The organism is Plantibacter sp. CFBP 8775, from assembly GCF_014839505.1.
Taxonomy (GTDB): domain Bacteria; phylum Actinomycetota; class Actinomycetes; order Actinomycetales; family Microbacteriaceae; genus Plantibacter; species Plantibacter auratus.
In genome coordinates, this window is the sequence record NZ_JACYNV010000001.1 from 730,410 (window position 1) to 752,882 (window position 22,473).

Here is a 22,473-nt window from a genome sequence, read left to right on the forward strand (position 1 = left end):
AGCCGTAAGACGGGTTCGCACCGCTCGATGGCGTGCGGTTGCCGTTCGCGCACCATGACCTCATTGAGGACATCACGATGGAGCGCACCGCGCTGTCCGGGGGCGGATTCGTCGACCTGGACGTTGTCGGCGAGGACTTCGCGAGCGTCTTCGTGAGCCCTGGGACGTCGATCTACTTCACGACCAACGACGTGTCCGAGTCGACGCACGTCGACCTCAGCCCCACGGAAGCGGTCGACTGGGAACTGGGGTTCTACGGCCTGTGATCCAGCGGGGTGGTCGTGCCCGGTCGATCGTCGGACGGGGGAGTCCTCAGTTCGTGTTCGCCCGCAGGTAGGTCTCCAGGTCCATCGGTGGGACACCGGTGACGTCCTCGATCGACGAGCTCACCTCGGCCATCACACCGCTGGCGATGGCTGTATAGGTGCTCACCCAGGCGTCGACCTCCCAGTCGGGTGCGCCGTAGGAGGCGCGGGACGCGTACGCCTCCTCGATCGTCTCGTCGTGGAAGGTGACCTCGCGGTCGCGTACCCGGCTGATCGTCGCGGCCACCTCGGCCATCGTGAGCGCCTCCGGTCCGGTGAGGTCGTAGGTGCGACCGGCGTGGGACGCCGGGTCGACGAGGATCGCCGCGGCGGTCCGTGCGATGTCGGCGCGGGCGACGAAGGAGGCGCGACCGTCCCCGGCCGGCCCGCGGATGACGCCGTCCTCACCCACGAGGGCTTCCATGAAGTCGAGGTAGAAGCCGTCGCGGAGGAACGTCCACCGCATGCCCGACGCACGGATGTGCTCCTCGGTGGCGTGATGGTCGCGCGCAAGCGTGAACACGGCATCCGGTGCCGCCGCAGCGAACGAGGTGTACACCAGGTGCTGCACGCCGGCGGCGGAGGCCGCATCGATGAACGACCGGTGCTGGTCGACCCGGTCGGCGCTCTCGGAGCCAGACACCATGAACAGGGTGTCGACGCCCTCGAGCGCTGCGCGGGCAGCGTCCTGGTTCGTATAGCTGAACGGGTGCACGGTGCTCTGCGGGTGCTGCGGCGCCTTCGCCGGGGTGCGCACCAGCAGACGCTGCGGGATCCCGCGAGCGGCGAGATCGTGCGCCACCAGGCCGCCGAGCACACCGGTCGATCCGGTGACGGCGATGGGTCGGGGTGTGCTCGGGTTCACGGGGGTTCCTCTCAGGGGCGGACGCGGACGGCGCGTCCCTCGATCGAGACGACGTCGTCGATCTGGAGCTGGCGACCACGTCGGAGGTCGACTTCGCCGTTGACGCTCACCACGCCGTCCGCGATGGCCGCTTTCACGTCGCCGCCGGAGTCGAGCAGACCGGCGAACTTCAGGAACTGCCCGAGTCGGATCGAGTCGCCGCCGATCGGGACGTCGGTGATGTGTGCCGGGTTCGTCATCCCCGAATGCTAACAAGGATGGGTTCGCTGGACTCGGGGACAGCATGTGGTTGTACTCTCAGCGGTACCGGGCCATCGTGGCTCGCAAAGGAGCAACACCATGGGCGAGAAGTCCGCACGGAAAGAAGGCGGCAAGACCGCACCCGCGAAGACGCTGAAGGAGAAGCGCACCGCGAAGGCCGACAAGAAGGCCGGCAACGCGCGTTCGGAGAACACCGACGCAGTCACGCGGGTCAAGAACCGCTAGTCCTGATCAGCGGCCCATCGTGGTCGGTGATGCGCTCAGGCGTCTGTCCCCTCACGGAGACGGGCGCCTGTTCTGGTCTTCAGGCGTCTCCGTGACGAGCCGTCCCGCTATCGTCGTGGCATGTCCGACCTCAGCCCCGGCGACGACGCGCTCGAGCTCGCCCGCCTGCTCATCTCGATCGACTCCGTCAGTCCGACCCTTGTCCCAGGGGCTCCCGGTGAAGGACGGATCGCGGCGGTGATCGCGCAGCGACTCGAGGGCGCCGGCTTCGTGGTCGACCTCGTTCCCGCGCCGGAGGATGCGCAGCGCGTCAGCGTCGTGGCCGTGCACGCGGGATCGCAGCCTGGTCGGACGCTCGTGTTCAACGGCCATCTCGACACCGTGGGCGTCGAGGGCATGGTCGACCCCTTCAACCCGCGGATCGCGGACGGCAAGCTCTTCGGGCGCGGCGCCAGCGACATGAAGTCCGGCCTGGCGGGGTTGATCGTCGCCGCGGAGCGACTCGCCGCGGCGGACCACCCCGGCACGGTCGTCTTCACGGGCGTCGCCGACGAGGAGGACGCGAGCGTGGGGGCCGCTGCCGTCCTCCGACACCTCGCCGATCGTGGTGTGACGGCGGACGTGTGCCTCATCGCCGAGCCCACCTGGTTGGATCGGGTGTCGGCGCACCGGGGGTACGCAGTCGTCGAGGTGACGCTGCAGGGGACGGCCGCGCACTCGTCACAGCCCGGTCTGGCCGTCGATGCGATCCGCGCCCTCGGCGCGCTGCTGCAGGAGGTGGAGCGGGCCGACGACGAGCTCCATCGGCGACCGGCGCACCCGTTGCTCGACCACGGTTCGTTCACTACGACGGTGGTCCGGGCAGGGAGCGCCCCGTTCACGATCGCCGCCGACGCGACCCTCGTCATCGAGCGACGCACCCTGCCGGGTGAACGCGCGGAGGATGCCCTGGTCGAGGTCCAGGCGATCCTCGACGCGGTCACCGCGCGGGCGCCTGGTCTCCGCACGAGCGCTCGGCTGACCCATCAGCGCGAGGCCTGGGAGGCCGACGAGCAGGGGCCGGCTGCACGGTTCGCCGCCCTCCTCGCAGCAGAGCTCTCCGCGGAGGGCGAGACCGTGCCGGCGGCGGTCGGCGCTCCCTACTGGATGGAGTCGGCGCTGTGGCAGGCGGCGGGGATCCCGACCGTCGTGTGCGGCCCAGCGGGTGGCGGACTGCACGCCGTCGAGGAATGGGTGGACATCGACCAGCTCCGGCGGTTCCCGGAAGCGGTCATCGCCGCGACCCGCGTCGCCCTGCACGGATCGAGCGAGGCGTGACGCCCGGGGGACCCGACCGCGTCGCAGTGATCGGGCCGGGCGCGATCGGCACCGTGGTCGCGGCAGCGCTCCACGAACAGGGACGGACCCCGTTCATCGCGGGACGGTCGGAACGGTCCGAACTCCAGCTCCAGGTCGGCGATGAGACGGTGACGGTCCCCGGGCCGGTCCACACCGATCCGGGCGAGGCCCAGGGGCCGGTGGACCTCGTCTTCCTGGCGGTCAAGGCGACCCAGACGGCTGCCGCTGCCGACTGGCTCGCCGCGTTGTGCGGCCCGGACACGGTCGTGTGCGTCCTGCAGAACGGCGTCGAGCAGCGCGAGATGGTGGAGCCACTCGTCCGAGCGGGAACGGTCGTCCCCGCGGTCGTGTGGTTCCCGGCCACCCGCGAGCCCGGCGGCCCGGTCACCCTGCTGAGCCCGCCGCGCCTGTCCCTGCCGGAGGCACCCGGCGCAATCGTCGTCGAGGACGCGCTGCGCGGCTCCCGCTGCACCGTCGAGGTCTCGACCGATTTCACGACCCTCGCCTGGCGCAAGCTCCTGCAGAACGCCGCCGCCGGACTCATGGCGTTGACCGGACGCCGATCCGGCATGTACCGCCGCGACGACATCGGCCGCTTGATGCTCGGCTACCTCGAGGAATGCGCGGCCGTCGCACGCGCGGAGGGTGCGCGGTTGACCGACGACGAACCTCGGCGGCTCCTCGACCAGTTCCGAGCAGCTCCGCTCGACCGTGGGACGTCGATCCTGGCCGACCGCGAACAGGGGCGACCGCTCGAATGGGACGTCCGCAACGCGGTGATCCAGCGGCGGGGGAGCGTGCACGGCATCCCCACGCCGATCAGCGACGTTATCGTGCCGTTGCTCGCCGCGGCGAGCGATGGACCCGGCTGAACCGCCAGCGGTGGTGGGATCGAGCGCTTCGATAAGGTCGAAAGCATGCTTCGTCTGATCGCCTTCGCGGCTCTCGGTGCTCTGCTCGGCGGCGTCATCGTGATCACCGTCGGTCCGCCCGACGTCGGGTACACAGTCGCCGGTGTCGCACTCCCCGTCTGCATCTTCGCGACCGTGCTCTCGCTCGTCGGCCGCTCGATGGGCAGTGCGATCGGTGCCTCGCCCGAGGCCGTGCAGCAGGCCAAGGACGCTCGTCGGCTCGGGGTCGCCCGCGTCGATGCGCTCCGTCAGACCGGCACCCAGATCAACGACCAGCCGCTGTGCGAACTCGACCTGACCGTCCAGCCGCTTCACGGAGCGGCGTTCGCGAGCACGATGCGCACCGTCGTCCCGCTGACCGCCATCCCGATGTTCCAGCCGGCCACCGAGCGCGATGTCGCGATCCTGCTCGACGGCGGCCCCGAGGTCGCCTTCATCGACGCCGGCGAGCTCGCTCCGGCGGAGCGTTCACGGTTGCGCGTGCCGGCTCGCGCGTCCGTCCCGTTCCTCCCCGTCGAGCCGCACCGGCGCATCGTCGACGGACGGCGACGCGGACCGTTGCTCGGCGTCGGGCGGGCCGGTCGTCCCGGCCGCTTCGCCCTGTTCGCGATCGTCGCCATCGCGGCAGCGGCCATCGTGGTCGTGCCGTACCACCAGTCCGTCGCGCAGGCGATCGCTGCCCTCGAGGACGGACGCCTCCGACCCGACCTCCGTCGCCCGGGGGCGCTCGCGGAGGCGCAGCGCGCGCTCCAGGAAGCGATCGGTCATGACCGTGTGGTGTCGATCACGGTCGCCGCCGATTTCGTCATCGTCCAGGCGCCGCTCACCGTGGGGGACACGAAGACCGACCGGTGGGAGTACCGGTATGGCCAGGTCACCAACGACGGCGCGGCGAGCATCCAACCCGAATCGGCGGCCGAGCAGTTCTCCTGGTCGGACGTCGCGCTCGACCGCGTCTGGGCGTTGATGCAGGACGGCGCAGAGCAGGTCGGCCTGCCCGTGGGTGACGCGCTCGCATACGTCGTCCGGTCGACCGACACCGACGTCGACAGCCCCACGTTCGCCCGTTCGGCCGGACCGCCGCAGATCACCTTCAGTGTCGGGGACGACTACGGTTCCACCTCGTTCGTCGCCGATGCGGACGGCTCGGGCCTCACTGCGCGGTGAGCGGCATACTGTCCTCATGAACGGTGCACCGCAGTCCTTCCCGCCACTCGTCGTCGGCTCCGACCCGGTGCGTACGGAGCGGGTGACCCGCCCGGCGTTCGTCTTCACCCTGATCGGAGCGGCACTGATCCCGGTGCTCGGGATGCTCCTCGCCGTGCTGACCACGACGTCCGGCGGATTCGCCCTCGGCATGCTGTCCGGACTGTCCTTCAGCGTCATCTCCTGGCTCATGCTGTTCGCGGTGGTGCAGTTCGCGACGGTCCGTGGAGCGCAGTCAGTGGCTCGCACGGTACTGACGCTCGACGCCGACGGCCTTCGTGGGAGCATCCCGCAAGGAGAGGTCTTCCTCCCGTGGGGAGCGATCGAGCGCATCTCGGTACGCTCACGCGGCAAGTGGCGGATCCTGACCTTCCACCTCGTCCCCGGTCTGACCGCGCAGTCTCCGGGCGTCTCGACGACCCTCCCGCCGAGGTCCTTCGCCGCGCTCGGCAAGCTCGGTTTCCAGGTCGGCGAAGTGGCGATCGACACACCCGTCGACACCGTCCTCGCCGCGACGAACGCGTTCACTGGAGGCCGTCTGCGCTGAGCCATGGTCGACGGGTCTGTCGGATGGTCTGGCACGATCGGATGTATGGACTCCGCACACGCCGCCAGCCCGGTCGCCGCCCCCGACGTCGATGCCGCGAGGACGATGTGGCAGGCGTATGCCGAGCATCGCGGCGGCGCGGGACTGGACGACGCCGACTACACGGTCGAGCACTTCGGCGACACGGCCGGGCTGGCCGACGAACTGCTCGACATCGTCCTGACCGGGCGGAAGCGGGCCACCGCCGAACTCGTCTCGGAGTTCGCGCACCGCGGGGACCCGCTCCCGCGGATCGGGTCGCACTGGATCGCGTGCGACAGTACCGGGGCCCCGCGGATCATCATCCGCAGCACCGCGCTGCGCATCGGACCGTTCGCGAGTGCAGACGCCGCGTTCGCGTTCGCCGAAGGTGAGGACGACCGCACGCTCGAGAGCTGGCAGCGCGAACACCGACGCTACTGGGAGCGGACCAGCGCGGCCCGGGGTGCGGCGTGGTCGGAGTCCGAGGACATCGTCTTCGAGTACTTCGCCGTGGTGTGGCCGCCGGAGCACGCCGACTGACACGTTCCGGTCAGACCGGTTCCGTAGACTCCCCGCATGCCGATGTCCGACTACGTCGCCTCGATCCGCGCCCACATCGGGACCGGGTTCCTCATGCTCCCCGGGGTCACCGCGGTGATCAGGGACGGGGACCGGTTCCTCCTCGGTCGCCATCACCACTCCGGCTTGTGGAGCCTCATCGGCGGCGGCGTCGAGCCGGGCGAGGAGCCCGCCGACGCCCTGCTCCGTGAGGTCCTCGAAGAGACCGGCGCCCGGGTCCGCATCCGCGGCATCGTCGGGGTGTACGGCGGTGAACCGATGATGGTGCGCTACCCGAACGGCGACCACGTCGGGTACGTCACCACCGCCTACGACTGCGAGCTCCTCAGTGAGGCGACCGCAGATCCCGAGGAACTTCTCGAACTCGGTTGGTTCGCTCGGGACGAGATCCCGACCCTGCCGCGACGCGATTGGATCGATCGCGTCATCGGCGACGCCCCTGGACATGAGTCGGCGGGTAGCGAGGAACGGGTCGGGTCGTGATCAGCGTCGTCCTGTTCGACCTCGACGGCGTGATCCGACACTTCGATCCGGCACCGGTTTCCGACATCGAGGTCAGGTACGGGCTGCAGCCCGGTGCGCTCGCCGGGATCGCCTTCGCGGCGCCGCTCATCGACGAGGTCACCACCGGCCGGATCACGAGAGTCGAATGGGTCAGCCGGATCGGACACCTCGTCGGTGACCAGGCGGCAGCTGAGGAATGGGGTGCTCAGACGTGGTCGGTCGACGACGCGCTACTGGACCTGTCCGATGAGATCCGCGCCGCCGGGCTGAGGACGGCGGTGCTCACGAACGGCACGGACACCATCGCTGCGGAGCTGGCGACGTCCGGCATCGCCGACCACTTCGACGCGATCTTCAACTCGGCGGACATCGGCTTCGCGAAACCCGACGTCCGAGCGTTCCAGCACATGCTCGATGCGCTGCAGGTGCGGGGCGAGGACGTGTTCTTCACCGATGACTCGGCAGCGAAGCTCGCCGGAGCAGCACGCCTGTCGATGTCCACGCACCGGTTCACGACGGTCGACGACCTTCGGGGTCGCCTGCACGCCGCGGGAGTACCGGTTCGCGGTGCGCAGGCGCCCGAGCGCTCAGGCCGAGGCGAGCTCTCGGGCGGTGAGGACGCCGGTCTCGAGCGCTGAGAGCGCCACGACCTTGTAGCCCTCGGCGTCGAAGAAGATGGTGACGCGGTCGGGCTCGACGCCCATCACGGTGCCTGGACCGAACTCCTCGTGGTGCACCGCCTGGTCGACGTGCAACGGCGAGGCGTCGCTGGCGCTGTCCGTCCCGGCGTGCTGCTGTGCCCGCTCCTGCTCCTGATGCGCTTCGTGCCGTTCGCAGCCGTCGCAGTTCCCGCACCACTCCGGGGCCTCGACGCCGAAGTACTCGAGCAGGACCCGCCGGCGGCAGTGCGACGTCTCGGCGTAGGCGCGCATCATGGCCAGCCGCGACTCCGCGATCCGCTCGCGTGATTCGAGCGTCTCCCGAACGGCGCCGATCGCGCGCTTCGGACCGACCTCGTCGATGGCGCGGACGCCGTCGGCGGTGTCGACGAGCCCGGCATCCGCGAGGTCGTTGACCAGGCGGGCGACCGTGCGCCGCGGCCGATCGAGCTGCTCGGCCAGATCGCCGACGGTCGCGCCCGGGGTCGCGCGGACGGCCCGCCACACGGCGCGCAACGCCGACTCCGACACCGACCGCTTGGTGAAGAAGCGGCGGAGCCCGAGATCCTCCGCCCGGTAGTGCAGCGCGGTGGTCGCGGGTTCGCCGTCACGCCCCGCGCGGCCCACCTCCTGGTAGTAGGCGTCGAGCGACTCGGTCGTCGTGGCGTGGAGGACGAAGCGCACGTCGGCGCGGTCGATCCCCATCCCGAACGCCGAGGTCGCGACGACGACGTCGAGTTCGCCGGCGCGCCAGCGATCGTGGACGGCACGACGTTCTGAGGTCTTCAGACCGGCGTGGTATGCGGCCACCCGGCGTCCCTCGGCCGCGATCTCCTCGGCGTAGCGCTCCGTGTCACGTCGCGTCGCCACATAGACCAGTCCGGGCGCGGTCCAAGCGCGGGCTTCGCCGACGACCGCGGCTCGTTTCTCGGCTTCGCTCTCGTGTCGGTGCACGACGAGCCGGATCTCCGGGCGGTCGACGCCGTGCACCTGGACGTCCGGATCGTGCATGCGCAGGCGTTCGATGATTTCAGCGCGGACGGGGCCGGAGGCGGTCGCCGTCATGGCGAGGACCGGCGGGTCGCCGAGTTCGTGACGGACGTCGGCGAGGCGCAGGTAATCGGGTCGGAAGTCGGTTCCCCAGGAGGAGACGCAGTGCGCCTCGTCGACGACCATGAGTGAGACACCGGCCGCGCTGAGGCGGGCGACGGTCTCCTCGTTCGCGAGCTGCTCCGGTGCCAGTAGCACGTAGACGGGCCCGTCCTCGTCGATGCGGTCCCAGGCCTTCGCGATCGCATGCGGTCCGAGCGAGGCGTTGAGCGCAACGGCCGGAGGGGCCGCCGGTGCCGCCTCGATCGAGGCGAGCTGATCGGCCTGCAGCGCGACCAGCGGCGAGATCACCAGGGTCACACCACCGCGCTGAGCACCGGCGACCTGGTAGACCGCCGACTTCCCGCCGCCCGTGGCGAGGACGAGGAGCGTATCGCGCCCCGCGACGGCCGACTGGATCGCCTCCCGCTGTCCTGGCAGGAACGTCTCCCATCCGAAGTCATCGCGAGCGATGCGGTCGACGGAACCGGAGGACGTACGAGAGGAACCCATGTCCGTGACGGTACCTCCGCCCACCGACCTCCCGAGCCCGCTTGACGAGTGCGACGGGCTCTGCAACACCACGGCTGCACACGATGTCGGTGACCGGTGTCGGTGGCGCGCTCTAGCGTGTGATCCGGTCGACGTCGCATCCCCAGCTGACAGTCCTCGGGCCTCACCGGTGAGGCTTGAGCGAGACATCTTCGCGACGTCGGCCCGCCTTCGCTCGCGCTTGCGCAAAACCTGCTGACGCGACCGCGATCAGGACGAGGACCGTGAGCGTCGGCATCGAGGCCTCGACGCCTCCCTGTGCGACGAGCCAACCGGTGAGCGCGGCGCTCGCCGCGATTCCCGCGGCGGAAGCCGAGTTGATCCAGGTGAACCCCTGCGTCAGTTCCTGGGGGACGACCGTCGCCTGCACGATCTGCGAGGAGGACGCGAGCAGTGGCGCGATCGCGGTCCCGCCGACGAGGAGCATGATCGCCAGCCCGAGCAGGGTCGGCCAGACGGTGCCGACGAGGACGGCGAGCGTGAGGACGACGGACGCGATCAGTTGCACGGTCTGCGGCCGCGGGGTCGATCGCATCGCCCCGTACAGCGCGCCGGCGACGATGCTCGCGGCGCTGGAGAGCGCGAGGACGAGTCCGATGAACGGTTGCCGTCCCTCCGTGGTCGCCGCCGCCGTGACGAGGAGTGGCACCGCACCGAAGAAGCACCCCAGCCCGAGGTTCACCCCGAGCGCTGCGAGGAACGGCGGGGCGAGGAGGGTGGAGCGGTGGGTGTCCGCCCCACGCTCCGGTCGACGTCGCGGTAGCGGTGCGGTGGAGCGTTGGAGGGAGAGTGTGACACAGCCGGCGGCCACGAGGATCCCCGCAGCTGCGGATCCCGCACACGGCGCGAGCAAGGAACTCATGAGCGTCACGAGGATCGGTCCCGACAGGAACACGACGTCGTTCACGTTCGCCTCGAGGGAGAAGGCGGTCCGGAGCGCCTCGGGCTCCGGGAGGAGCCGTGACCAGCGTGCCGCCGATAGGGCGCCGGGCTGCGGGATCGCGGCGCCCGCGATGACGACGGTCGCCAGGGTGATGCCGATCGGCGCAGGTCCTGCAGTGGTGATCGCGACGATGACTGCACTGACGTGCACGAGCACGGCTACCGGAACGGTCGCCGTCTGGCCCCACCGGTCGATGAGTCGTGCGATCTGCGGACCGACCACCGCCTCGGCGAGGGCGAACGCCCCCGTCCCCGCACCTGCGACCGCGAACGACCCCGTCGCGTGCTGGATCGAGAACAGCAGCCCGAGTCCGGTCATGGCGACGCCGAGCCGGGCGAGGGCCGCAGCGAGGAAGAACTGCGGCGCCCCGGGCCGGCCGAGGACACCGCGGTACCGGCTGGCGGCCGAGCGGAAGGGGCCGGGGATGGAGGGCGGGAATGAGCGAGCAGTCGTCATGGACGATGCCTCCGAGGCGGAGCGGGGGATCGGTCGGCAGACAAGTCGGCCTGGGCTTCGACGATCACCACGACACCGCGGTACGTCGCCATGATGCCCGCCAGGACTGCTGGCACGCAAGCTCGTCCTGGCGCTGGTACCTTACGGATGGCGCCGAAATCATCGGCGTGCGACACCAGGTGCAGGTTCCGAACGACGAGGTGTCCAGTGCGAACGGTCGGTGTTCTGGACAGCGACGACCGAGCGCGTGCGTCGGTCGTCGCATGGCTCGGCATCCACACACCTGATCTGCAGGTGACGATCGCGGCGTCCTCCTGGGGCGAGATGCTCACGAACGAGCGCTTCCCACCGAGCGCGGTCGTCTTGTGCCCGCGAGCTGGGGACCGCGTCGACATCGCGTACAAGGCGCGTGTCTGTCGCATCCTCGACATCGACGTGGTCGTGCTCTCCGGCACTCCGCAGCAGGAGATCCGGTCCGGGCACCGGAGCGTCGGCGCCACATTCGTCTCGACCGTCGAAGCGGCGGCGGGAGTGCTCGGCGCCGGAAGCTGACCCGCGTCCGCAGCCTGGCTCAGCCCGTGGTGTCGGCGAGGAGCGAGGACACGGAGGCCGCGATGCGGTCGGCACCCTCGTGGTCCTCGGCGGTGATCGTGACCACGGCATCGCCGGCGAAGATGACGAGCTGCCCGTAGGCGCCGTGGAGTCGCCAGGCCGCGCCCGGACCATCCCATCCGGCGAGCGCATACCGCTCGTAGCCGATGCCGGTTCCGGAGGATACCCAGTCGGTGTGCATGGCGTCGATCCACTCCGGTGACAGGAGTTGTTCGCCTGCCCACCGGCCACGGTCGCGGATGAGGCGGCCGATGCGCGCGAGTTCCGTGGTGCGAAGCTGCAGCCCGCCGCCGGATGCGATGAATCCGCGGGGGCATCGCTCCCAGGGCGCGTCGTGGATGCCGAGCGGCGCGAGGACTCGCTGCTCGAGGTAGTCGCCGACGTCGCCGACCCGGGTCTCGAGTGCGCGCATCGCGGTGTAGGTGCTGGCGTTCGAGTACTGGAAGACGCGACCGCGGGACGGCCTGCTCAGGAACTCGAGGGTCAGGTCCGGCCAGTCGGACAGCAGGGTCGGCGACCAGGGGAGGTCGACGCCGCTCGTCATGTTCAGGAGGTGCCGGAGGGTGACGTCTGCGGTGCCCTCGCCGAAGTCGGCTTCCGGGAACACGGCGCCCAGCGTGGTGTCCATCGTGATGAGTCCGTCGTCGATGGCGAGGCCGGCGGCGAGCACGCAGACGCCCTTCGCTGCGGAATGGATGTCCTCACGGACGTCCTCGGTCCAGCGATGCCCTGTTTCGTCGTCACCGGCGAGCACGTGCAGGCCGTGCGCGCCGAAGCCCTGCTCGGCGACCTGCTGGACGATGCGGTCGCGGAGGAGGGCTGCTCGGGTGGTGTCGGCTCGGGTCACGGCTCAAGTCTGCCTGACCGGCGCACAGCGCGGACGCCGTTCATCGCAGGGTTCACCGACGGTGACCGGCCTTCCCGACGTCCAGGCGGCCGGCGAGCAACTCCCCGAGGAGTCCGAGCGCGGCGGTCAGTCCGAAGACCGCCAGGAAGGCTGGTGTCGTGGCGCCGAGTCGGGCGACGAACGCCCCACCGACGCCGGCGATGGTCGCGGTGGCGAGTGTCTGCGCGAGCTGCAGGCTCGCGCTGATGCTCCCCGCGGTGTCGGCCGGAGTCACCGCCATCGTCGCCGAGGTCGCGGCGTTGAAGGCGACGCCCATGCCGATCCCGGCGATGGTCCAGCCGACGATGGCCCAGCCCGGCCACACGCCAGGCAGTGCGACGGCGATGCCCATGAGTGCCTCGCCGCCGACGAGCGCGAGGATGCCGGCGCGCGTCGACCGTGCGCGTCTGCCGGGGCGCGCAGTGTCGATCCGCGCCTGCACGAACGACCCGACGGTCCAAGCGAGCGCACCGGCGGCAAGACCCAGACCGGCGAGGGTGACGTCGAGTCCGTGGACACTCGACAAGCCGAGTGGCAGGAAGGCCTCCGAACCGAAGTAGACACCGCAGAGGATGAAGCGGATGACGATCCCCACCGGGGCGCCACGGCGGAGTCGGAGGGTTCCGGACGGCAGGATCCACCGCAGCGCCAGGACGGCGCCGACGAGTCCGCCGACGACCAGCGCCACGAGGGCGGGGAGGGCGTCCAGTTCGAGCCCGAGGAGCACGGCTCCAGTGCCGGCGGCGAGCAGGATCGAGAACCACACCGGTGCCGGGAGTCGACGCCGTGAGCCGGATGTCGAGCGCTGTTCCGGACGCGACAGCCGTCGGGCGCCGGGGAGCACGAGCGGGAGGAGGACGAGCGTGAGCGGCGCGATCGACCAGAAGACGACGCGCCAGTCGAGTAGCGAGGTCAGCGCTCCGGCGAACACCGGTCCGATGAGCGACGGGATCGTCCAGGCCGACGAGAGGAACGCGAACATCACGGCCTGCAACCGTGCCGGGTAGGCGATGCCGACGAGGCTGTAGGCGTAGGCCATGATCGCGCCGATGCCCAGCCCTTGGAGGGCGCGGGCCGCGATGAAGACGCCCCACCCGGGGGCGAGTCCGGCGAGCAGGCAGCCGAGCGCGAAGACGATGGTGCCGACGAGGACGGTTCGGGCCGGCCCTCGTCGGTCGATGTCGGTGCCCGCGACGACGGTGCCGACGATGTTGGCCAGCATGAGTGCCGAGAGCCCCCAGCCGTAGCCGCCCAGGCCACCGAGCTCCTCGGCGACCGCCGGGAGGATCGTCGCGACGCCGAGCGATTCGAACGCCACCGCACCGACGCTCGCGAGGATGCCGATCGTGAAGCCTCTGAACCGTGGCGCGAAGACCCCTCCGGTGTCGTCGTCGGTCATCGTGTCATCGGTCATCGCCACTCCTTCGGTTTCATTCCACTACGGAACGTAATGAATCTAGAGTACGATCATGGAATGAAGCAAACGGAGCACGGGGATGCGTCCGCGACAAGCCCGCCACCAGCGGGTCGCCCGCGCGACACGACGATCGACGCGAGAGCGACCGCCGCGGTCGTGGAGATGCTCGCGACCGTGCCCTACAGCGCCCTGACGCTCGAGGGGGTCGCGGCGGCTGCCGGCACGAGCAAACCGGCGTTGCGGCGCCGCTGGGGCAGTCTGCCCGGGGTCGTCGTGCACACCCTCATCTCCGTGCTCGGTGCGACGCCGACGCCCGACACCGGGTGCGTCCACTGCGACCTGATCACCGGCATCTCCACCCTGGCGGACGCCTTCCAAGACTCCCCGATCACCCGGGCGCTTCCGGGGCTCGTCTCCGACCTCGAGGCGGATCCGGCGTTGCGCGAGGTCTTCCGCCGCGACTACTTCGAGGCTCGCCGGGCGACCTCGCGAGCGGTGCTCGAACACGCGGTCGAGCGTGGCGACATCCAGGGCGGCCTCGACATGGAACTCACGCTCGACCTCCTGGCGGCCCCGCTCTACTACCGCGCCTTCTTCGGGCACCAGCCGATCGACGACGGCCTGGCTGAACGGACCGTGCTGAGCGTCCTGAACGGCGTCGCGTCAGTCGACTGGCAGCGCCACCACCGAGCACGGCCCGCCGCATCGAGCACCGACTAGTAGGGCGAGCCGTGTCGCCAGGTGGCAGTGACATCCTGTTCGACCATGCATCGATAAACTACAATCGTCGCTTGTATCGACACTACAAGGGTAGATAGTATAACCTGTGTGACGAAACCGCAGAAGTACCGGGACGTGAGTAGGTTCCTCCGCGCGCGAGGGTGGGTGCACATTCGCACGCGGGGCAGCCACCGTATCTGGTCATCAGAGGACGGCATGATGAAGATTTCGATCCCGGTCCACGGCGACACGGTGAAGGCAGGGATCGTCCGTCAGGTCCAGGTTGCCTTCACCGACACCCCAAGCAGCTGGAACTGAGAGGAACCGCCATGACGACGCAGGTCACAGCACACGCCACCCGCGACGAGGACGGCACGTGGACGATCACGATCCCGGAACTCACGTCCGCCGCGCCAAGTGGAGCGACGATCATCGCCACCGGTTCCGCACTCACCTTCCGAGGAGTGAAGAAGGCTGCATCGGACCTTGCGTCCGTTTGGCTGGATATCGAGCCCTCCGAACTCGAGGTGACGGTGACGGTCGAGGCGCCCAGTGCGATCGTCCGGCTCGTGGCCGAGAGCAACGACGCCAATGCGGCCGGCAAGGCCGCGATCGAGCGCGCCGACGCACTGCGGCGCGAGGCAGCGCGCAAGCTCCGCGAAGAGGGCTACCCGATGGAAGCGGCCGGGGCCATTCTCGGTGTGAGCTACCAGCGCGTTCAGCAGCTCGCCGGTCCATCGACTCGCTTGGTGAAGAAGTCCGCGTAAGCGACAACGGTTAGCGGCACCGCGCAGCTCGCTCCTGCCGCCAATCCCGGCGCTCAGCTCCCTCGAGGCGGGGAGGCGTTCGCGGTGCCCGCGCTGAACGCGGTCAGCAGTCGCCGGCCCTCCGGCCAGGCGCCGAGTCCACTGGCCGAGTTCACGTGGCCCTGGCGCCCGATGGTGATCCGAGGCACGCCCCACGTCGCGGCGAACCCGGCCGCGCGTGCCTCCGAACAGTACGGGTCGTCGTCACTGGTCACGAGCAGCGCGGGTGCGGATGGCCGGACATCGAGGTCCTCGGCGAACGCATCGGCGACCCTCGGGAACCGCGGCCCGTCGGGATCGGGGGCGGCGACGAGGAACAGCCCGGCGACTCGTGCAGGGTTCGCCGCCGCCCAGCGGACGGCCAGCAGACACGAGAGGCTGTGGGCCACCAGGATCGCCGGTTCGTCCGCCACCGCCCGGTCGAGCGCAGCGGACCAGTCGTCGAGATCCGGCTCGTCCCAGGAAGCCGGTGCGAACCGTCGGATCGCAGGCGTCGCGCGCTCCCAGTGGGACTGCCAGTGGGCGTCGTCGGATCCACCGATCCCGGGCATGGTGATGATCGACATGGGATTCCTTCGTCGTGGTCGGGCGATCTGCTCTCAGCGTGCCAGTCGAGCCCTCGGTGTCAGCAGCTGGAGCGTCATCATCCGTTGTTTACTAAGCAGATGACGGACGATGCTTCGCTTTCCTTCGATCGAACGGATCAGACGATCCTCGACGTGCTCCAGGTCGACGGGCGAACCACGATGACCGACCTCGCCCGGCTCGTGCATCTGTCCCAGCCGGCGGTGTCGGCGCGGGTCCGCAAGCTCGAGCTCGCCGGGTACATCACCGGCTACGGGGCTCGGGTGTCACCGCAGAAGCTCGGCCTCACGACGCACGCCGTCGTCCGACTCCGGACGACCCACGCACAGATCCAGGCGTCGCTGACCCAGTTCGACGAGCTGCCGGAGATCCACCGGATCTACCGCGTGACCGGCGAGGACTGTTTCGTCCTCGACGTGCACGCCCCCTCGCCGGAACGCCTCGAGCAGATCATCGACGCCATCGGCCGGTTCGGTCCCGTCAGCACGGCCCTGGTGCTGCGCGAGTACCGGGCCCACCCCATCGCCAGCCGCTGAGTCTCGCTCAGCGATACGCACGTCGCATCGGGGTGGTCGAGTGCGCCCGGCGGCGACTACCGTTGACGGGTGTTCACCGTGATCAACCTCGCCGACGGCATCGACATGCGGCCCTTGGAACTCGGCGACGCGAGGGAACTCGCTGCGGCGTACTCGCGGAACCGCGACCATCTGGCCCCCTGGGAGCCGGCTCGATCCGACGAGTTCTTCACCGAGGCCGCGCAATCGGCTGACCTCGCCAGCAAGCTCGCGTCGAGTGCCGCCGGGAGCGGATACTCGCTCGGCCTGTTCGACGGCACGACCATCGTCGGCAGGTTCAACCTGTCGGGGATCGTCCGTGGCCCGTTCCAGAACGCCGGGTTGGGCTACTGGGTGGACGCGGGGTACGCGGGCAAGGGCCTCGCGACGGCCGCCGTGCAGGCGATCGTCCGGGTGGCGCGCGACGACCTCGGCCTGCACCGGGTCGAGGCGAGCACCCTGCTGCACAACCACGGTTCGCAACGGGTGCTCCGCAAAGCGGGGTTCGAGCACATCGGCATGGCTCCGTCGTACCTGCGGATCGCCGGCACCTGGCAGGACCACAACCTGTACCAGGTGATCCTGCACCGCTGACCATCCGGGACCGGGCGCCTTCGCTATCGTGAGCGCATGCTGATCAGACACCGGGACCGCGAACCGTCGATCCACGAGACCGCGACCGTCGCGTCGTCCGCCATGATCGTGGGCGATGTCAGGATCGAGGCGGGTGCTCGGATCCTGCACGGTGCGGTGGTGTCCGCCGAAGACGGCGAGGTCGTCATCGGCGAGGACACCGTCGTCATGGAGCATGCCCTGATCCGCGGACGGTCCGGTCACCCAGCGCTCATCGGAGCCGCCGTCATGATCGGGCCGCACACGCACGTGAACGGCAGCGTGGTGGCCGACGAGGCGTTCATCGCCACGGGTGCCTCGCTGTTCCCCGGCAGCCGAGTCGGGCACGGTGCCGAAGTCCGGATCAACGGTGTCGTCCAGGTCAACACCGTGCTGGAGCCGGGTGCCGTTGTTCCCATCGGATGGGTCGCGGTCGGGACGCCGGCATCGATCCTCCCGCCCGAACGTCACGATGAGATCTGGGCGATCCAGCGACAGCTCGACTTCGGCGGGACCGTGTACGGCGTCGGACCCGAGGTGTCGATGCGCGAGCTCATGCGGCGTCAGTCCGAGTTCTACGGAGCCCACGCAGGTGACGAGCCCGTCGGTCGCTGAGGCCAGTGGAGTTCCGCGCTTCCCCCGTGCACACTGGGGTGATGACAATCGCCCGTGTCGTCTCGGTCAGCAGCGACGATGAGCACCGTTTCTCCAAGCCGCGACGGGACGCGATCACGCTCGTCGCCGGGCTGGGCGTCGAGAGGGACGCGCATTTCGGTGCGACGGTGCAGCATCGGTCCCGGGTGAGACGCGATCCCACGCAGCCCAACCTCCGGCAGGTCCACCTCATCCACCAGGAGCTGTTCGCGGAGGTGGACGCGGACCTCACCCCGGGTGAGCTGGGCGAGAACATCACCACCGAGGGACTGGACCTCCTCGACCTCCCCGAGGGAGCCGTGCTCCGGCTCGGGACGGACGCTGTCGTCGAGGTGACGGGCCTGCGGAACCCGTGTGTCCAGATCGACCGCCACGAACCAGGCCTGCTCAAGCAGGTCGTCGGTACGGACGCCGATGGCCGCACCGTCCGCAAGACGGGAGTCATGGGTGTGGTGCTTGTCGGTGGCGTCGTGCAGCCCGATGACCCGATCACCGTGGAACTGCCGGACGGAGCCCGCGAACCGCTTGCGCCGGTCTAGAGACAGGCCGCGGTCGCGCGATGCGACGGCGCGCGTGGTTCCCGCCTATCGGAGCGCCAGCCGCGTCTGCGTGTGGGTCGCCCCTCCGTCGTTCTTCATGCTGCGGAGGAGGCGGTCGAGGGCGGCGGTGCCGGCGACACGGATGTGGACGAGGTAGTCGTAGGCGCCGGTGACGTGCACCGCGTCTCTGATCTCGGGGATCCGACGGGTCCACTCCAGGAACTCCTCCGACTTGCGCGCGGGGTCGAGTCGGACGTCGATGAACGCCTCCAGGCCGTCCTCGGCGACCGGGGCATCGGAGCCGAGGATCGCGCGGTACCCGGTGATGACGCCGCTGTGCTCCAGGCGACGCACACGGGCCGCCGTCGCATTCGTGCTCAAGCCGATCTGGCGACCGAGCTCACTGAACGAAATCCTCGCGTTCACCTGGAGCACGTCGATGATTTCACTGTCGAGATCGTCCATGCGACACAGTATGCCGTCTCACTGCCAGAACGCACCGTCGCTACCGTCGCGCTGCGCCAGAGTCGTCGGCATGGATGTCCTCCTCGCTCTCTTCGCCGGTTCCGTCGCCGGCCTCGCGCTGGCTGCTCCGCTCGGTGCGATCGGGATCCTGCTCCTGCAGGAGGGCATCACGCGCGGGTTGCGCAGTGGACTGCCTGCCGCCGCCGCCGTGGCGACGGTGGACGTGTCGTACTGCGCGGCCGCCGTCGCTGCCGGTGCGCTCGCCGGTCCCATCGTGAGCGGCTGGTCTCCCTGGCCGCAGCTCCTCGGTGGTGTCGCCGTCATCGCGCTCGGAGCGCACGGACTCCTGCAAGGTTTGCGCGCAAAGCCGCCAGCGGGGGACCGGCCGGCGGGGCGCACGGGCTCCTCGCGTCAGCGCTACCTGCTCTTCCTCGGCCTGACGGCGCTCAACCCGGCCACCCTGGTGTACTTCGCGGCGATCTTGACCGGGCTGGCCGAGTTCACGGAATCAGGGTCGACGGCGGTCGCCTTCATCGCGGGTGTCGGGCTCGCATCCTTCGGCTGGCAGGCGCTGCTGGTCGCGCTCGGAGCCGGACTCCGGCGGAGGACGGGCGCGTCCTTTCGGAGGTGGACGGCTGTCGTCGGCAACGGCTTGATCGTCGCATTCGGTGTCGCCCTCATCGTCCAGGCGGTGTGAAGATGTGAGGCCGATGGTCTGCGGGCGTCGGCGCCGTCAGTCCTCCGTCGTGGACCGGGGCTCCTCGTCCAGTGACCGGAGGTACTCGGCATTGCCTCGCAGGGCCGGCTTGTAACGCGTGAGCTCAGCCGCGTCGACGTGCTCGGCCAGGAGTTCGAGGAGGCTCGACAGCGCGGCGTTCGACCGCCCGGCGGCGTGGAGGGTGAGGGCTTCGAATGCTCCGAGCGCGACTGACTCCGGGAACTCGGCACGCGCCCGTGCGAAGACATCCAGCGACTCATCGATCCGGTCGAGGTTGCGGAGGGTGCTTCCGTACTGCAGGTAGCAACGGCGACGGATGTCTCCTGCCAGGCCGCTCTCCATGGCCCGCTCGTAGAGGTCGAGTGCTCTCGCCTCCTCGCCCGCGGTGTCGTAGGCGCCACCGAGCTCGTAGAGGACTCTCGGGTGGTGAGGGTGCTCGTCGTAGATGGGCAGCAGTGCTTCGATGGTTGGACCCATGTCAGCCCGGTCTCGAGCCGCGAAGATGCTGTCGAGCTGTGCGTCGAGCGTGTGCGTCATGGTCGATTCTCCGGGAGCGATCGGGCTGGATTCGGTGGAGACAGGCTATCGGGCGCGCCGAACCGGACCCTCGGCTTCAGGAGAGATCGTCGTGAGTCGGCGATTCCCAACGGACCTCGCCGTCCTCGATGCTCGATGTCGGACGGAGGTCTTGGCGGTGTGCCACCCGCTGAGACGCAGTGTGCTCCGGATGGATGTGCGCGGTGAGCCGGGTGACCCCTCGAGCGTGCAGCCAACCGATCAGGGCGGCCGTCGCTTCGGAGGCGAAGCCTTGGCGTTGGTGGGCTGGATCGACGACCCACGCGATCTCGGCCAGCGTGTCCTGGCCCTGGGACGTCACGGTGGCCTGGACGAACCCGATGAGCGCGCCGGTGTCGTGCCGCCTCGCGATCCAGTTGAACCAGGCTTGCGAGCCGTCGGCCGGCCCGCGGATCTGGGCGGCATATCGAGTGGAGAGTGCGTCGAGCGTCGGCGGCTCTCCGCCGGTGAACGTGCACAGGGAGGGGTCGGCGAGGACGTCGACCATCGGCCGGGCATGGTCGAGCGATAACGGCTCGAGCGTGAGGCGCTCGGACTTCAGCGGTTCGATCACGGGCCATGGCATGAATCGAGCATCGCACTCATCGCTGTCTGTCGCTCCGCGCATCTCAGCGGAGGACAGGTCGTGTCCTCGTTCGTTCCTATCGTCGCTCCTGTGACGTGGCTCGCTCGAGCCCGCACGCGATGGAGGGAACCTGTGATGCACGCCGATGTTCAGCCGTTTCGAATCGACATCCCCGCGAGTGCGGTGGACGAGCTCAGCCGCCGGCTCAGGGAGACACGTTTCCCGCCGGCCCTGCCGGGCGACGATTGGGCGACGGGAGTCCCGGTCGGCTACCTCCGCAGACTGGTCGCCTACTGGGCTGAGACCTTCGACTGGAGGGCGCAGCAGGCGGCGTTGAACGAGTTCCCGCAGTTCACGATGGTGATCGACGGGCAGACCATCCACTTCCTGCACGTCCGCTCGTCGGTGGAGGGGGCGCTGCCGCTGGTGCTGACGCACGGCTGGCCGGGCTCGTTCGTCGAGTTCCTGGACCTCGTCGGCCCGCTCACCGATCCGGAAGCGCACGGACGGGACGCCGCAGACGTTTTCGATGTGGTCATCCCCTCCCTGCCCGGATTCGGATTCTCGAGCCCGGTCGCCGAGGGTGGATGGGATGCGGCTCGTATCGGACGGACCTGGGCGACGCTCATGGAACGGCTCGGCTACGAACGGTACGGCGTGCAGGGCGGGGACATCGGGGCTGCCGTGTCGACCGAGGTCGCGAGAGCGGCACCGACGCGCGTTGTCGGTGTGCACGTCAACGGATCGATGGGTATGCCGCTGGGCGCTCCGAGCGAGGCGGACCTCGCCGCCTTCACCCCGTTGGAGCTCGACCGTCTCGCCCGGGTCCAGGCCTTCATGCAGGACGAGATCGGCTACATCGCGATCCAGTCCACCCGACCCCAGACGATCGCGGCCGGGCTCGCCGACTCACCGGCCGGCCAGCTGGCATGGATCATCGACAAGTTCCAGGCGTGGACGATGCCGCACGAGGCGCTCCCGGAGACGATCATCGACCTCGACCGCATCCTGACCAACGTGTCGCTGTACTGGTTCACCGGGACGGCCAGCACCGCCGCGTACATCGGATACGCGCAGCATTCGGCGTGGGGAGCGGTCAGCGAACCGTCCGGCGTTCCGACGGGCGCGATCATGTTCGCGCACGATGTCGGGATCCGCCGCTACGCCGAGCGCGAGAACACCATCACGCGGTGGACCGACGTCACCGACCGCGGTGGCCACTTCGCCGCCCTCGAAGAACCGGCGCTCCTCATGGACGATCTGTCCGAGTTCTTCAGGCCGCTCCGGTAGCACTGGGCGGGTCGGCCTGCTGGTTCGGCCCGCCCGAGCTGGGCCGGCTGGCTCGGTGCGCTTGCTCGGCCACCCGGCCGAACGCGTTGCGCAGCTCGTCGGGCTCGACGACTTCGACGTCGGCCTGCACCAGCAGGAGCCATCTGGCGATCGCGTCGTAGCTGTCTGCTCCGGCGCGCACCACCGTGACCTCGGGAGACTCGGCTTCGACGGATCCCCAGACCGGAGCGACCCACCGCCGCACCGCTTCGCTCGGGGCGTGCACGCGGACGGTGGCGCTGACCTGTTGCCATCCGAGCTGGAGCCGTCGCGTGACCCAACCCTCGAGGTCCGCGTCGGGGAGGACCCGCGTCCTGGCCGGCAGCTCGGACACCACGAGGTCGGAGATCCGGTCGACGCGGAACGTCCGCCAGTCGTCGGCGTCGATGTCGAAGGCCACGACGTACCAGCGCCGCACGGTGTTGACCAGGGCGCGCGGCTCGACCCGGCGCGGTCTCGAGTCGCCGTCTCGCCCGGTGTACTGGAACTCCACCCGGCGTCGGAGCAGACACGATCTCGCCAACTCGCCGAGGAGACCGATGTCGACCGCCGGGTGATCGATCGGAGCCAGACCGTCCACCGGGGCATCGACGGTGACCTCGGCCACCGCGTCGAGCACCCAGCGCACCCGGGGCGGCAGGGACGCCGCGACCTTCTCGAGCGAATTGGTGGCGAGGGTCTGATCGGCGTCCTCCTTCCACCGCCGAAGGGCCAACGCGCAGGCGAGTGCCTCCTCGGTCGACAGGAAGATGGGTGGGAGCACCGCCCCGGCCTCGATCGAGTACCCGCCGTCGATGCCCTGGCGCGTGTCGATCGGATAGCCGAGATCACGGAGCCTGGCCACGTCTCGACGCACGGTCCTGGTCGTCACCCCGAGGTCGCGCGCCAGGCGCTCGCTGGCCACGAACCCGTTGCGCTGGAGCATCCCCAGCAGCTCGAACGTTCGCGACGTCGTATCCCACATGGACCCATCA

General features: G+C 69.7%; 30 protein-coding genes. 19 read left to right on the forward strand and 11 right to left on the reverse strand.

Features of this window, described 5'->3' with window-relative positions; genetic code table 11:
* The first annotated feature begins 77 nt into the window (after positions 1–77).
* Complete coding sequence (locus tag IFR14_RS03450) at positions 78–266, forward strand: hypothetical protein (RefSeq protein ID WP_191940238.1); 189 nt, start codon at positions 78–80, stop codon at positions 264–266.
* A 46-nt stretch (positions 267–312) separates the two neighbouring features.
* Here the strand turns inward: IFR14_RS03450 and IFR14_RS03455 are convergent, their stop codons facing one another.
* Together IFR14_RS03455 and IFR14_RS03460 are read right to left on the reverse strand one after the other, a co-directional pair.
* Complete coding sequence (locus tag IFR14_RS03455) at positions 313–1,170, reverse strand: NmrA family NAD(P)-binding protein (protein WP_191940239.1); 858 nt, start codon at positions 1,168–1,170, stop codon at positions 313–315.
* A gap of 11 nt (positions 1,171–1,181) precedes the next feature.
* The gene (locus tag IFR14_RS03460) at positions 1,182–1,409 is read right to left on the reverse strand and encodes an RNA-binding S4 domain-containing protein (RefSeq protein ID WP_124768382.1); all 228 of its coding nucleotides are present in this window, start codon (positions 1,407–1,409) and stop codon (positions 1,182–1,184) included.
* Positions 1,410–1,509: 100 nt separating this feature from the next.
* Here IFR14_RS03460 and IFR14_RS03465 point away from each other — a divergent pair, with 100 nt between their 5' ends.
* From IFR14_RS03465 to IFR14_RS03500, 8 genes are all read left to right on the forward strand, one after another.
* Entirely contained in the window at positions 1,510–1,656 is a 147-nt protein-coding gene (locus tag IFR14_RS03465) for a hypothetical protein (RefSeq protein ID WP_157579891.1), read from the forward strand.
* Between the two features lie 120 nt (positions 1,657–1,776).
* Positions 1,777–2,973 (forward strand): M20/M25/M40 family metallo-hydrolase, encoded by a 1,197-nt coding sequence (locus tag IFR14_RS03470; protein WP_191940240.1) that lies wholly within the window; start codon positions 1,777–1,779, stop codon positions 2,971–2,973.
* Positions 2,970–3,866, forward strand: coding sequence for an oxidoreductase (locus IFR14_RS03475; protein ID WP_307783545.1), 897 nt, complete (start codon positions 2,970–2,972; stop codon positions 3,864–3,866). Before IFR14_RS03470 ends, IFR14_RS03475 begins: the two co-directional genes overlap by 4 nt.
* 45 nt (positions 3,867–3,911) lie before the next feature.
* Positions 3,912–5,072, forward strand: coding sequence for a hypothetical protein (locus tag IFR14_RS03480; protein ID WP_191940242.1), 1,161 nt, complete (start codon positions 3,912–3,914; stop codon positions 5,070–5,072).
* Positions 5,073–5,088: 16 nt separating this feature from the next.
* Positions 5,089–5,658, forward strand: coding sequence for a hypothetical protein (locus IFR14_RS03485; RefSeq protein WP_137242572.1), 570 nt, complete (start codon positions 5,089–5,091; stop codon positions 5,656–5,658).
* Between the two features lie 45 nt (positions 5,659–5,703).
* A complete protein-coding gene (locus IFR14_RS03490; RefSeq protein WP_191940243.1) occupies positions 5,704–6,219 on the forward strand; it encodes an ASCH domain-containing protein in 516 nt (171 codons plus the stop codon).
* A 36-nt stretch (positions 6,220–6,255) separates the two neighbouring features.
* Positions 6,256–6,741 carry an NUDIX domain-containing protein gene (locus tag IFR14_RS03495; protein WP_229939788.1) on the forward strand — a complete coding sequence of 162 codons (486 nt, stop codon included), beginning with the start codon at positions 6,256–6,258 and terminating at the stop codon, positions 6,739–6,741.
* Positions 6,738–7,400: an HAD-IA family hydrolase gene (locus IFR14_RS03500; protein ID WP_191940244.1), complete on the forward strand. Its 663-nt coding sequence runs from the start codon at positions 6,738–6,740 to the stop codon at positions 7,398–7,400. Before IFR14_RS03495 ends, IFR14_RS03500 begins: the two co-directional genes overlap by 4 nt.
* On the opposite strand, the gene IFR14_RS03505 is transcribed toward IFR14_RS03500, so the two are convergent.
* Positions 7,350–9,023 carry a RecQ family ATP-dependent DNA helicase gene (locus tag IFR14_RS03505; protein ID WP_191940245.1) on the reverse strand — a complete coding sequence of 558 codons (1,674 nt, stop codon included), beginning with the start codon at positions 9,021–9,023 and terminating at the stop codon, positions 7,350–7,352. The two genes, IFR14_RS03500 and IFR14_RS03505, sit on opposite strands and share 51 nt — an antisense overlap.
* A 163-nt stretch (positions 9,024–9,186) precedes the next feature.
* Positions 9,187–10,461, reverse strand: coding sequence for an MFS transporter (locus IFR14_RS03510; protein WP_191940246.1), 1,275 nt, complete (start codon positions 10,459–10,461; stop codon positions 9,187–9,189).
* 207 nt (positions 10,462–10,668) lie between these two features.
* Here IFR14_RS03510 and IFR14_RS03515 point away from each other — a divergent pair, with 207 nt between their 5' ends.
* Positions 10,669–11,013 (forward strand): hypothetical protein, encoded by a 345-nt coding sequence (locus IFR14_RS03515; RefSeq protein WP_191940247.1) that lies wholly within the window; start codon positions 10,669–10,671, stop codon positions 11,011–11,013.
* A gap of 19 nt (positions 11,014–11,032) precedes the next feature.
* Here IFR14_RS03515 and IFR14_RS03520 read toward each other — a convergent pair whose 3' ends face one another.
* Positions 11,033–11,920: a serine hydrolase domain-containing protein gene (locus IFR14_RS03520; protein WP_191940248.1), complete on the reverse strand. Its 888-nt coding sequence runs from the start codon at positions 11,918–11,920 to the stop codon at positions 11,033–11,035.
* Between the two features lie 52 nt (positions 11,921–11,972).
* Complete coding sequence (locus IFR14_RS03525; RefSeq protein ID WP_191940249.1) at positions 11,973–13,373, reverse strand: MFS transporter; 1,401 nt, start codon at positions 13,371–13,373, stop codon at positions 11,973–11,975.
* Positions 13,374–13,433: 60 nt separating this feature from the next.
* Between IFR14_RS03525 and IFR14_RS03530 the strand changes: the two genes are divergently transcribed.
* The 3 genes from IFR14_RS03530 (at position 13,434) to IFR14_RS03540 (ending at position 14,863) form a co-directional block, all read left to right on the forward strand.
* Positions 13,434–14,096 carry a TetR-like C-terminal domain-containing protein gene (locus tag IFR14_RS03530; RefSeq protein ID WP_191940250.1) on the forward strand — a complete coding sequence of 221 codons (663 nt, stop codon included), beginning with the start codon at positions 13,434–13,436 and terminating at the stop codon, positions 14,094–14,096.
* A gap of 108 nt (positions 14,097–14,204) precedes the next feature.
* The gene (locus tag IFR14_RS20765) at positions 14,205–14,414 is read left to right on the forward strand and encodes a type II toxin-antitoxin system HicA family toxin (RefSeq protein WP_191940251.1); all 210 of its coding nucleotides are present in this window, start codon (positions 14,205–14,207) and stop codon (positions 14,412–14,414) included.
* A gap of 11 nt (positions 14,415–14,425) precedes the next feature.
* Positions 14,426–14,863 (forward strand): hypothetical protein, encoded by a 438-nt coding sequence (locus IFR14_RS03540; protein ID WP_191940252.1) that lies wholly within the window; start codon positions 14,426–14,428, stop codon positions 14,861–14,863.
* 53 nt (positions 14,864–14,916) lie between these two features.
* On the opposite strand, the gene IFR14_RS03545 is transcribed toward IFR14_RS03540, so the two are convergent.
* Positions 14,917–15,468 carry an RBBP9/YdeN family alpha/beta hydrolase gene (locus IFR14_RS03545; RefSeq protein WP_191940253.1) on the reverse strand — a complete coding sequence of 184 codons (552 nt, stop codon included), beginning with the start codon at positions 15,466–15,468 and terminating at the stop codon, positions 14,917–14,919.
* 99 nt (positions 15,469–15,567) lie between these two features.
* Between IFR14_RS03545 and IFR14_RS03550 the strand changes: the two genes are divergently transcribed.
* The 4 genes from IFR14_RS03550 (at position 15,568) to IFR14_RS03565 (ending at position 17,846) form a co-directional block, all read left to right on the forward strand.
* Positions 15,568–16,023: an Lrp/AsnC family transcriptional regulator gene (locus tag IFR14_RS03550; protein WP_191940254.1), complete on the forward strand. Its 456-nt coding sequence runs from the start codon at positions 15,568–15,570 to the stop codon at positions 16,021–16,023.
* Between the two features lie 105 nt (positions 16,024–16,128).
* A complete protein-coding gene (locus IFR14_RS03555; RefSeq protein ID WP_191941229.1) occupies positions 16,129–16,635 on the forward strand; it encodes a GNAT family N-acetyltransferase in 507 nt (168 codons plus the stop codon).
* A 36-nt stretch (positions 16,636–16,671) separates the two neighbouring features.
* On the forward strand, positions 16,672–17,268 hold the full coding sequence (locus IFR14_RS03560; protein WP_086472868.1) for a gamma carbonic anhydrase family protein: 597 nt from the start codon (positions 16,672–16,674) through the stop codon (positions 17,266–17,268).
* A gap of 41 nt (positions 17,269–17,309) precedes the next feature.
* Positions 17,310–17,846 (forward strand): MOSC domain-containing protein, encoded by a 537-nt coding sequence (locus IFR14_RS03565; RefSeq protein WP_191940255.1) that lies wholly within the window; start codon positions 17,310–17,312, stop codon positions 17,844–17,846.
* A 45-nt stretch (positions 17,847–17,891) separates the two neighbouring features.
* On the opposite strand, the gene IFR14_RS03570 is transcribed toward IFR14_RS03565, so the two are convergent.
* Positions 17,892–18,311 carry an Lrp/AsnC family transcriptional regulator gene (locus IFR14_RS03570; protein WP_159877197.1) on the reverse strand — a complete coding sequence of 140 codons (420 nt, stop codon included), beginning with the start codon at positions 18,309–18,311 and terminating at the stop codon, positions 17,892–17,894.
* A 70-nt stretch (positions 18,312–18,381) separates the two neighbouring features.
* Between IFR14_RS03570 and IFR14_RS03575 the strand changes: the two genes are divergently transcribed.
* Positions 18,382–19,008, forward strand: coding sequence for a LysE family transporter (locus tag IFR14_RS03575; RefSeq protein WP_191940256.1), 627 nt, complete (start codon positions 18,382–18,384; stop codon positions 19,006–19,008).
* A gap of 36 nt (positions 19,009–19,044) precedes the next feature.
* Here the strand turns inward: IFR14_RS03575 and IFR14_RS03580 are convergent, their stop codons facing one another.
* Positions 19,045–19,566: a tetratricopeptide repeat protein gene (locus IFR14_RS03580; RefSeq protein WP_191940257.1), complete on the reverse strand. Its 522-nt coding sequence runs from the start codon at positions 19,564–19,566 to the stop codon at positions 19,045–19,047.
* Between the two features lie 76 nt (positions 19,567–19,642).
* On the reverse strand, positions 19,643–20,170 hold the full coding sequence (locus IFR14_RS03585) for a GNAT family N-acetyltransferase (RefSeq protein ID WP_191940258.1): 528 nt from the start codon (positions 20,168–20,170) through the stop codon (positions 19,643–19,645).
* A gap of 135 nt (positions 20,171–20,305) precedes the next feature.
* Here IFR14_RS03585 and IFR14_RS03590 point away from each other — a divergent pair, with 135 nt between their 5' ends.
* Positions 20,306–21,460: an epoxide hydrolase family protein gene (locus IFR14_RS03590; protein WP_191940259.1), complete on the forward strand. Its 1,155-nt coding sequence runs from the start codon at positions 20,306–20,308 to the stop codon at positions 21,458–21,460.
* On the opposite strand, the gene IFR14_RS03595 is transcribed toward IFR14_RS03590, so the two are convergent.
* Positions 21,444–22,463, reverse strand: a complete 1,020-nt coding sequence (locus IFR14_RS03595) for a helix-turn-helix transcriptional regulator (protein WP_191940260.1) — start codon at positions 22,461–22,463, stop codon at positions 21,444–21,446. The two genes, IFR14_RS03590 and IFR14_RS03595, sit on opposite strands and share 17 nt — an antisense overlap.
* Between the last annotated feature and the right edge of the window lie 10 nt (positions 22,464–22,473).

What these genes read in the sequence shown, in the direction of transcription:
- IFR14_RS03545 (WP_191940253.1), bottom strand. Translation starts at nt 15,468, where the DNA reads ATGTCGATCATCACCATGCCCGGGATCGGTGGATCCGACGACGCCCAC.
- IFR14_RS03580 (WP_191940257.1), bottom strand. Translation starts at nt 19,566, where the DNA reads ATGACGCACACGCTCGACGCACAGCTCGACAGCATCTTCGCGGCTCGA.
- IFR14_RS03525 (WP_191940249.1), bottom strand. Translation starts at nt 13,373, where the DNA reads ATGACCGATGACACGATGACCGACGACGACACCGGAGGGGTCTTCGCG.
- IFR14_RS03560 (WP_086472868.1), top strand. Translation starts at nt 16,672, where the DNA reads ATGCTGATCAGACACCGGGACCGCGAACCGTCGATCCACGAGACCGCG.
- IFR14_RS03540 (WP_191940252.1), top strand. Translation starts at nt 14,426, where the DNA reads ATGACGACGCAGGTCACAGCACACGCCACCCGCGACGAGGACGGCACG.
- IFR14_RS03470 (WP_191940240.1), top strand. Translation starts at nt 1,777, where the DNA reads ATGTCCGACCTCAGCCCCGGCGACGACGCGCTCGAGCTCGCCCGCCTG.
- IFR14_RS03465 (WP_157579891.1), top strand. Translation starts at nt 1,510, where the DNA reads ATGGGCGAGAAGTCCGCACGGAAAGAAGGCGGCAAGACCGCACCCGCG.
- IFR14_RS03530 (WP_191940250.1), top strand. Translation starts at nt 13,434, where the DNA reads ATGAAGCAAACGGAGCACGGGGATGCGTCCGCGACAAGCCCGCCACCA.
- IFR14_RS03550 (WP_191940254.1), top strand. Translation starts at nt 15,568, where the DNA reads ATGACGGACGATGCTTCGCTTTCCTTCGATCGAACGGATCAGACGATC.
- IFR14_RS03505 (WP_191940245.1), bottom strand. Translation starts at nt 9,023, where the DNA reads ATGGGTTCCTCTCGTACGTCCTCCGGTTCCGTCGACCGCATCGCTCGC.
- IFR14_RS03490 (WP_191940243.1), top strand. Translation starts at nt 5,704, where the DNA reads ATGGACTCCGCACACGCCGCCAGCCCGGTCGCCGCCCCCGACGTCGAT.
- IFR14_RS03570 (WP_159877197.1), bottom strand. Translation starts at nt 18,311, where the DNA reads ATGGACGATCTCGACAGTGAAATCATCGACGTGCTCCAGGTGAACGCG.
- IFR14_RS03590 (WP_191940259.1), top strand. Translation starts at nt 20,306, where the DNA reads ATGCACGCCGATGTTCAGCCGTTTCGAATCGACATCCCCGCGAGTGCG.
- IFR14_RS03495 (WP_229939788.1), top strand. Translation starts at nt 6,256, where the DNA reads ATGCCGATGTCCGACTACGTCGCCTCGATCCGCGCCCACATCGGGACC.
- IFR14_RS03510 (WP_191940246.1), bottom strand. Translation starts at nt 10,461, where the DNA reads ATGACGACTGCTCGCTCATTCCCGCCCTCCATCCCCGGCCCCTTCCGC.
- IFR14_RS03575 (WP_191940256.1), top strand. Translation starts at nt 18,382, where the DNA reads ATGGATGTCCTCCTCGCTCTCTTCGCCGGTTCCGTCGCCGGCCTCGCG.
- IFR14_RS03450 (WP_191940238.1), top strand. Translation starts at nt 78, where the DNA reads ATGGAGCGCACCGCGCTGTCCGGGGGCGGATTCGTCGACCTGGACGTT.
- IFR14_RS03460 (WP_124768382.1), bottom strand. Translation starts at nt 1,409, where the DNA reads ATGACGAACCCGGCACACATCACCGACGTCCCGATCGGCGGCGACTCG.
- IFR14_RS03585 (WP_191940258.1), bottom strand. Translation starts at nt 20,170, where the DNA reads ATGCCATGGCCCGTGATCGAACCGCTGAAGTCCGAGCGCCTCACGCTC.
- IFR14_RS03480 (WP_191940242.1), top strand. Translation starts at nt 3,912, where the DNA reads ATGCTTCGTCTGATCGCCTTCGCGGCTCTCGGTGCTCTGCTCGGCGGC.
- IFR14_RS03485 (WP_137242572.1), top strand. Translation starts at nt 5,089, where the DNA reads ATGAACGGTGCACCGCAGTCCTTCCCGCCACTCGTCGTCGGCTCCGAC.
- IFR14_RS03565 (WP_191940255.1), top strand. Translation starts at nt 17,310, where the DNA reads ATGACAATCGCCCGTGTCGTCTCGGTCAGCAGCGACGATGAGCACCGT.
- IFR14_RS03595 (WP_191940260.1), bottom strand. Translation starts at nt 22,463, where the DNA reads ATGTGGGATACGACGTCGCGAACGTTCGAGCTGCTGGGGATGCTCCAG.
- IFR14_RS03555 (WP_191941229.1), top strand. Translation starts at nt 16,129, where the DNA reads ATGCGGCCCTTGGAACTCGGCGACGCGAGGGAACTCGCTGCGGCGTAC.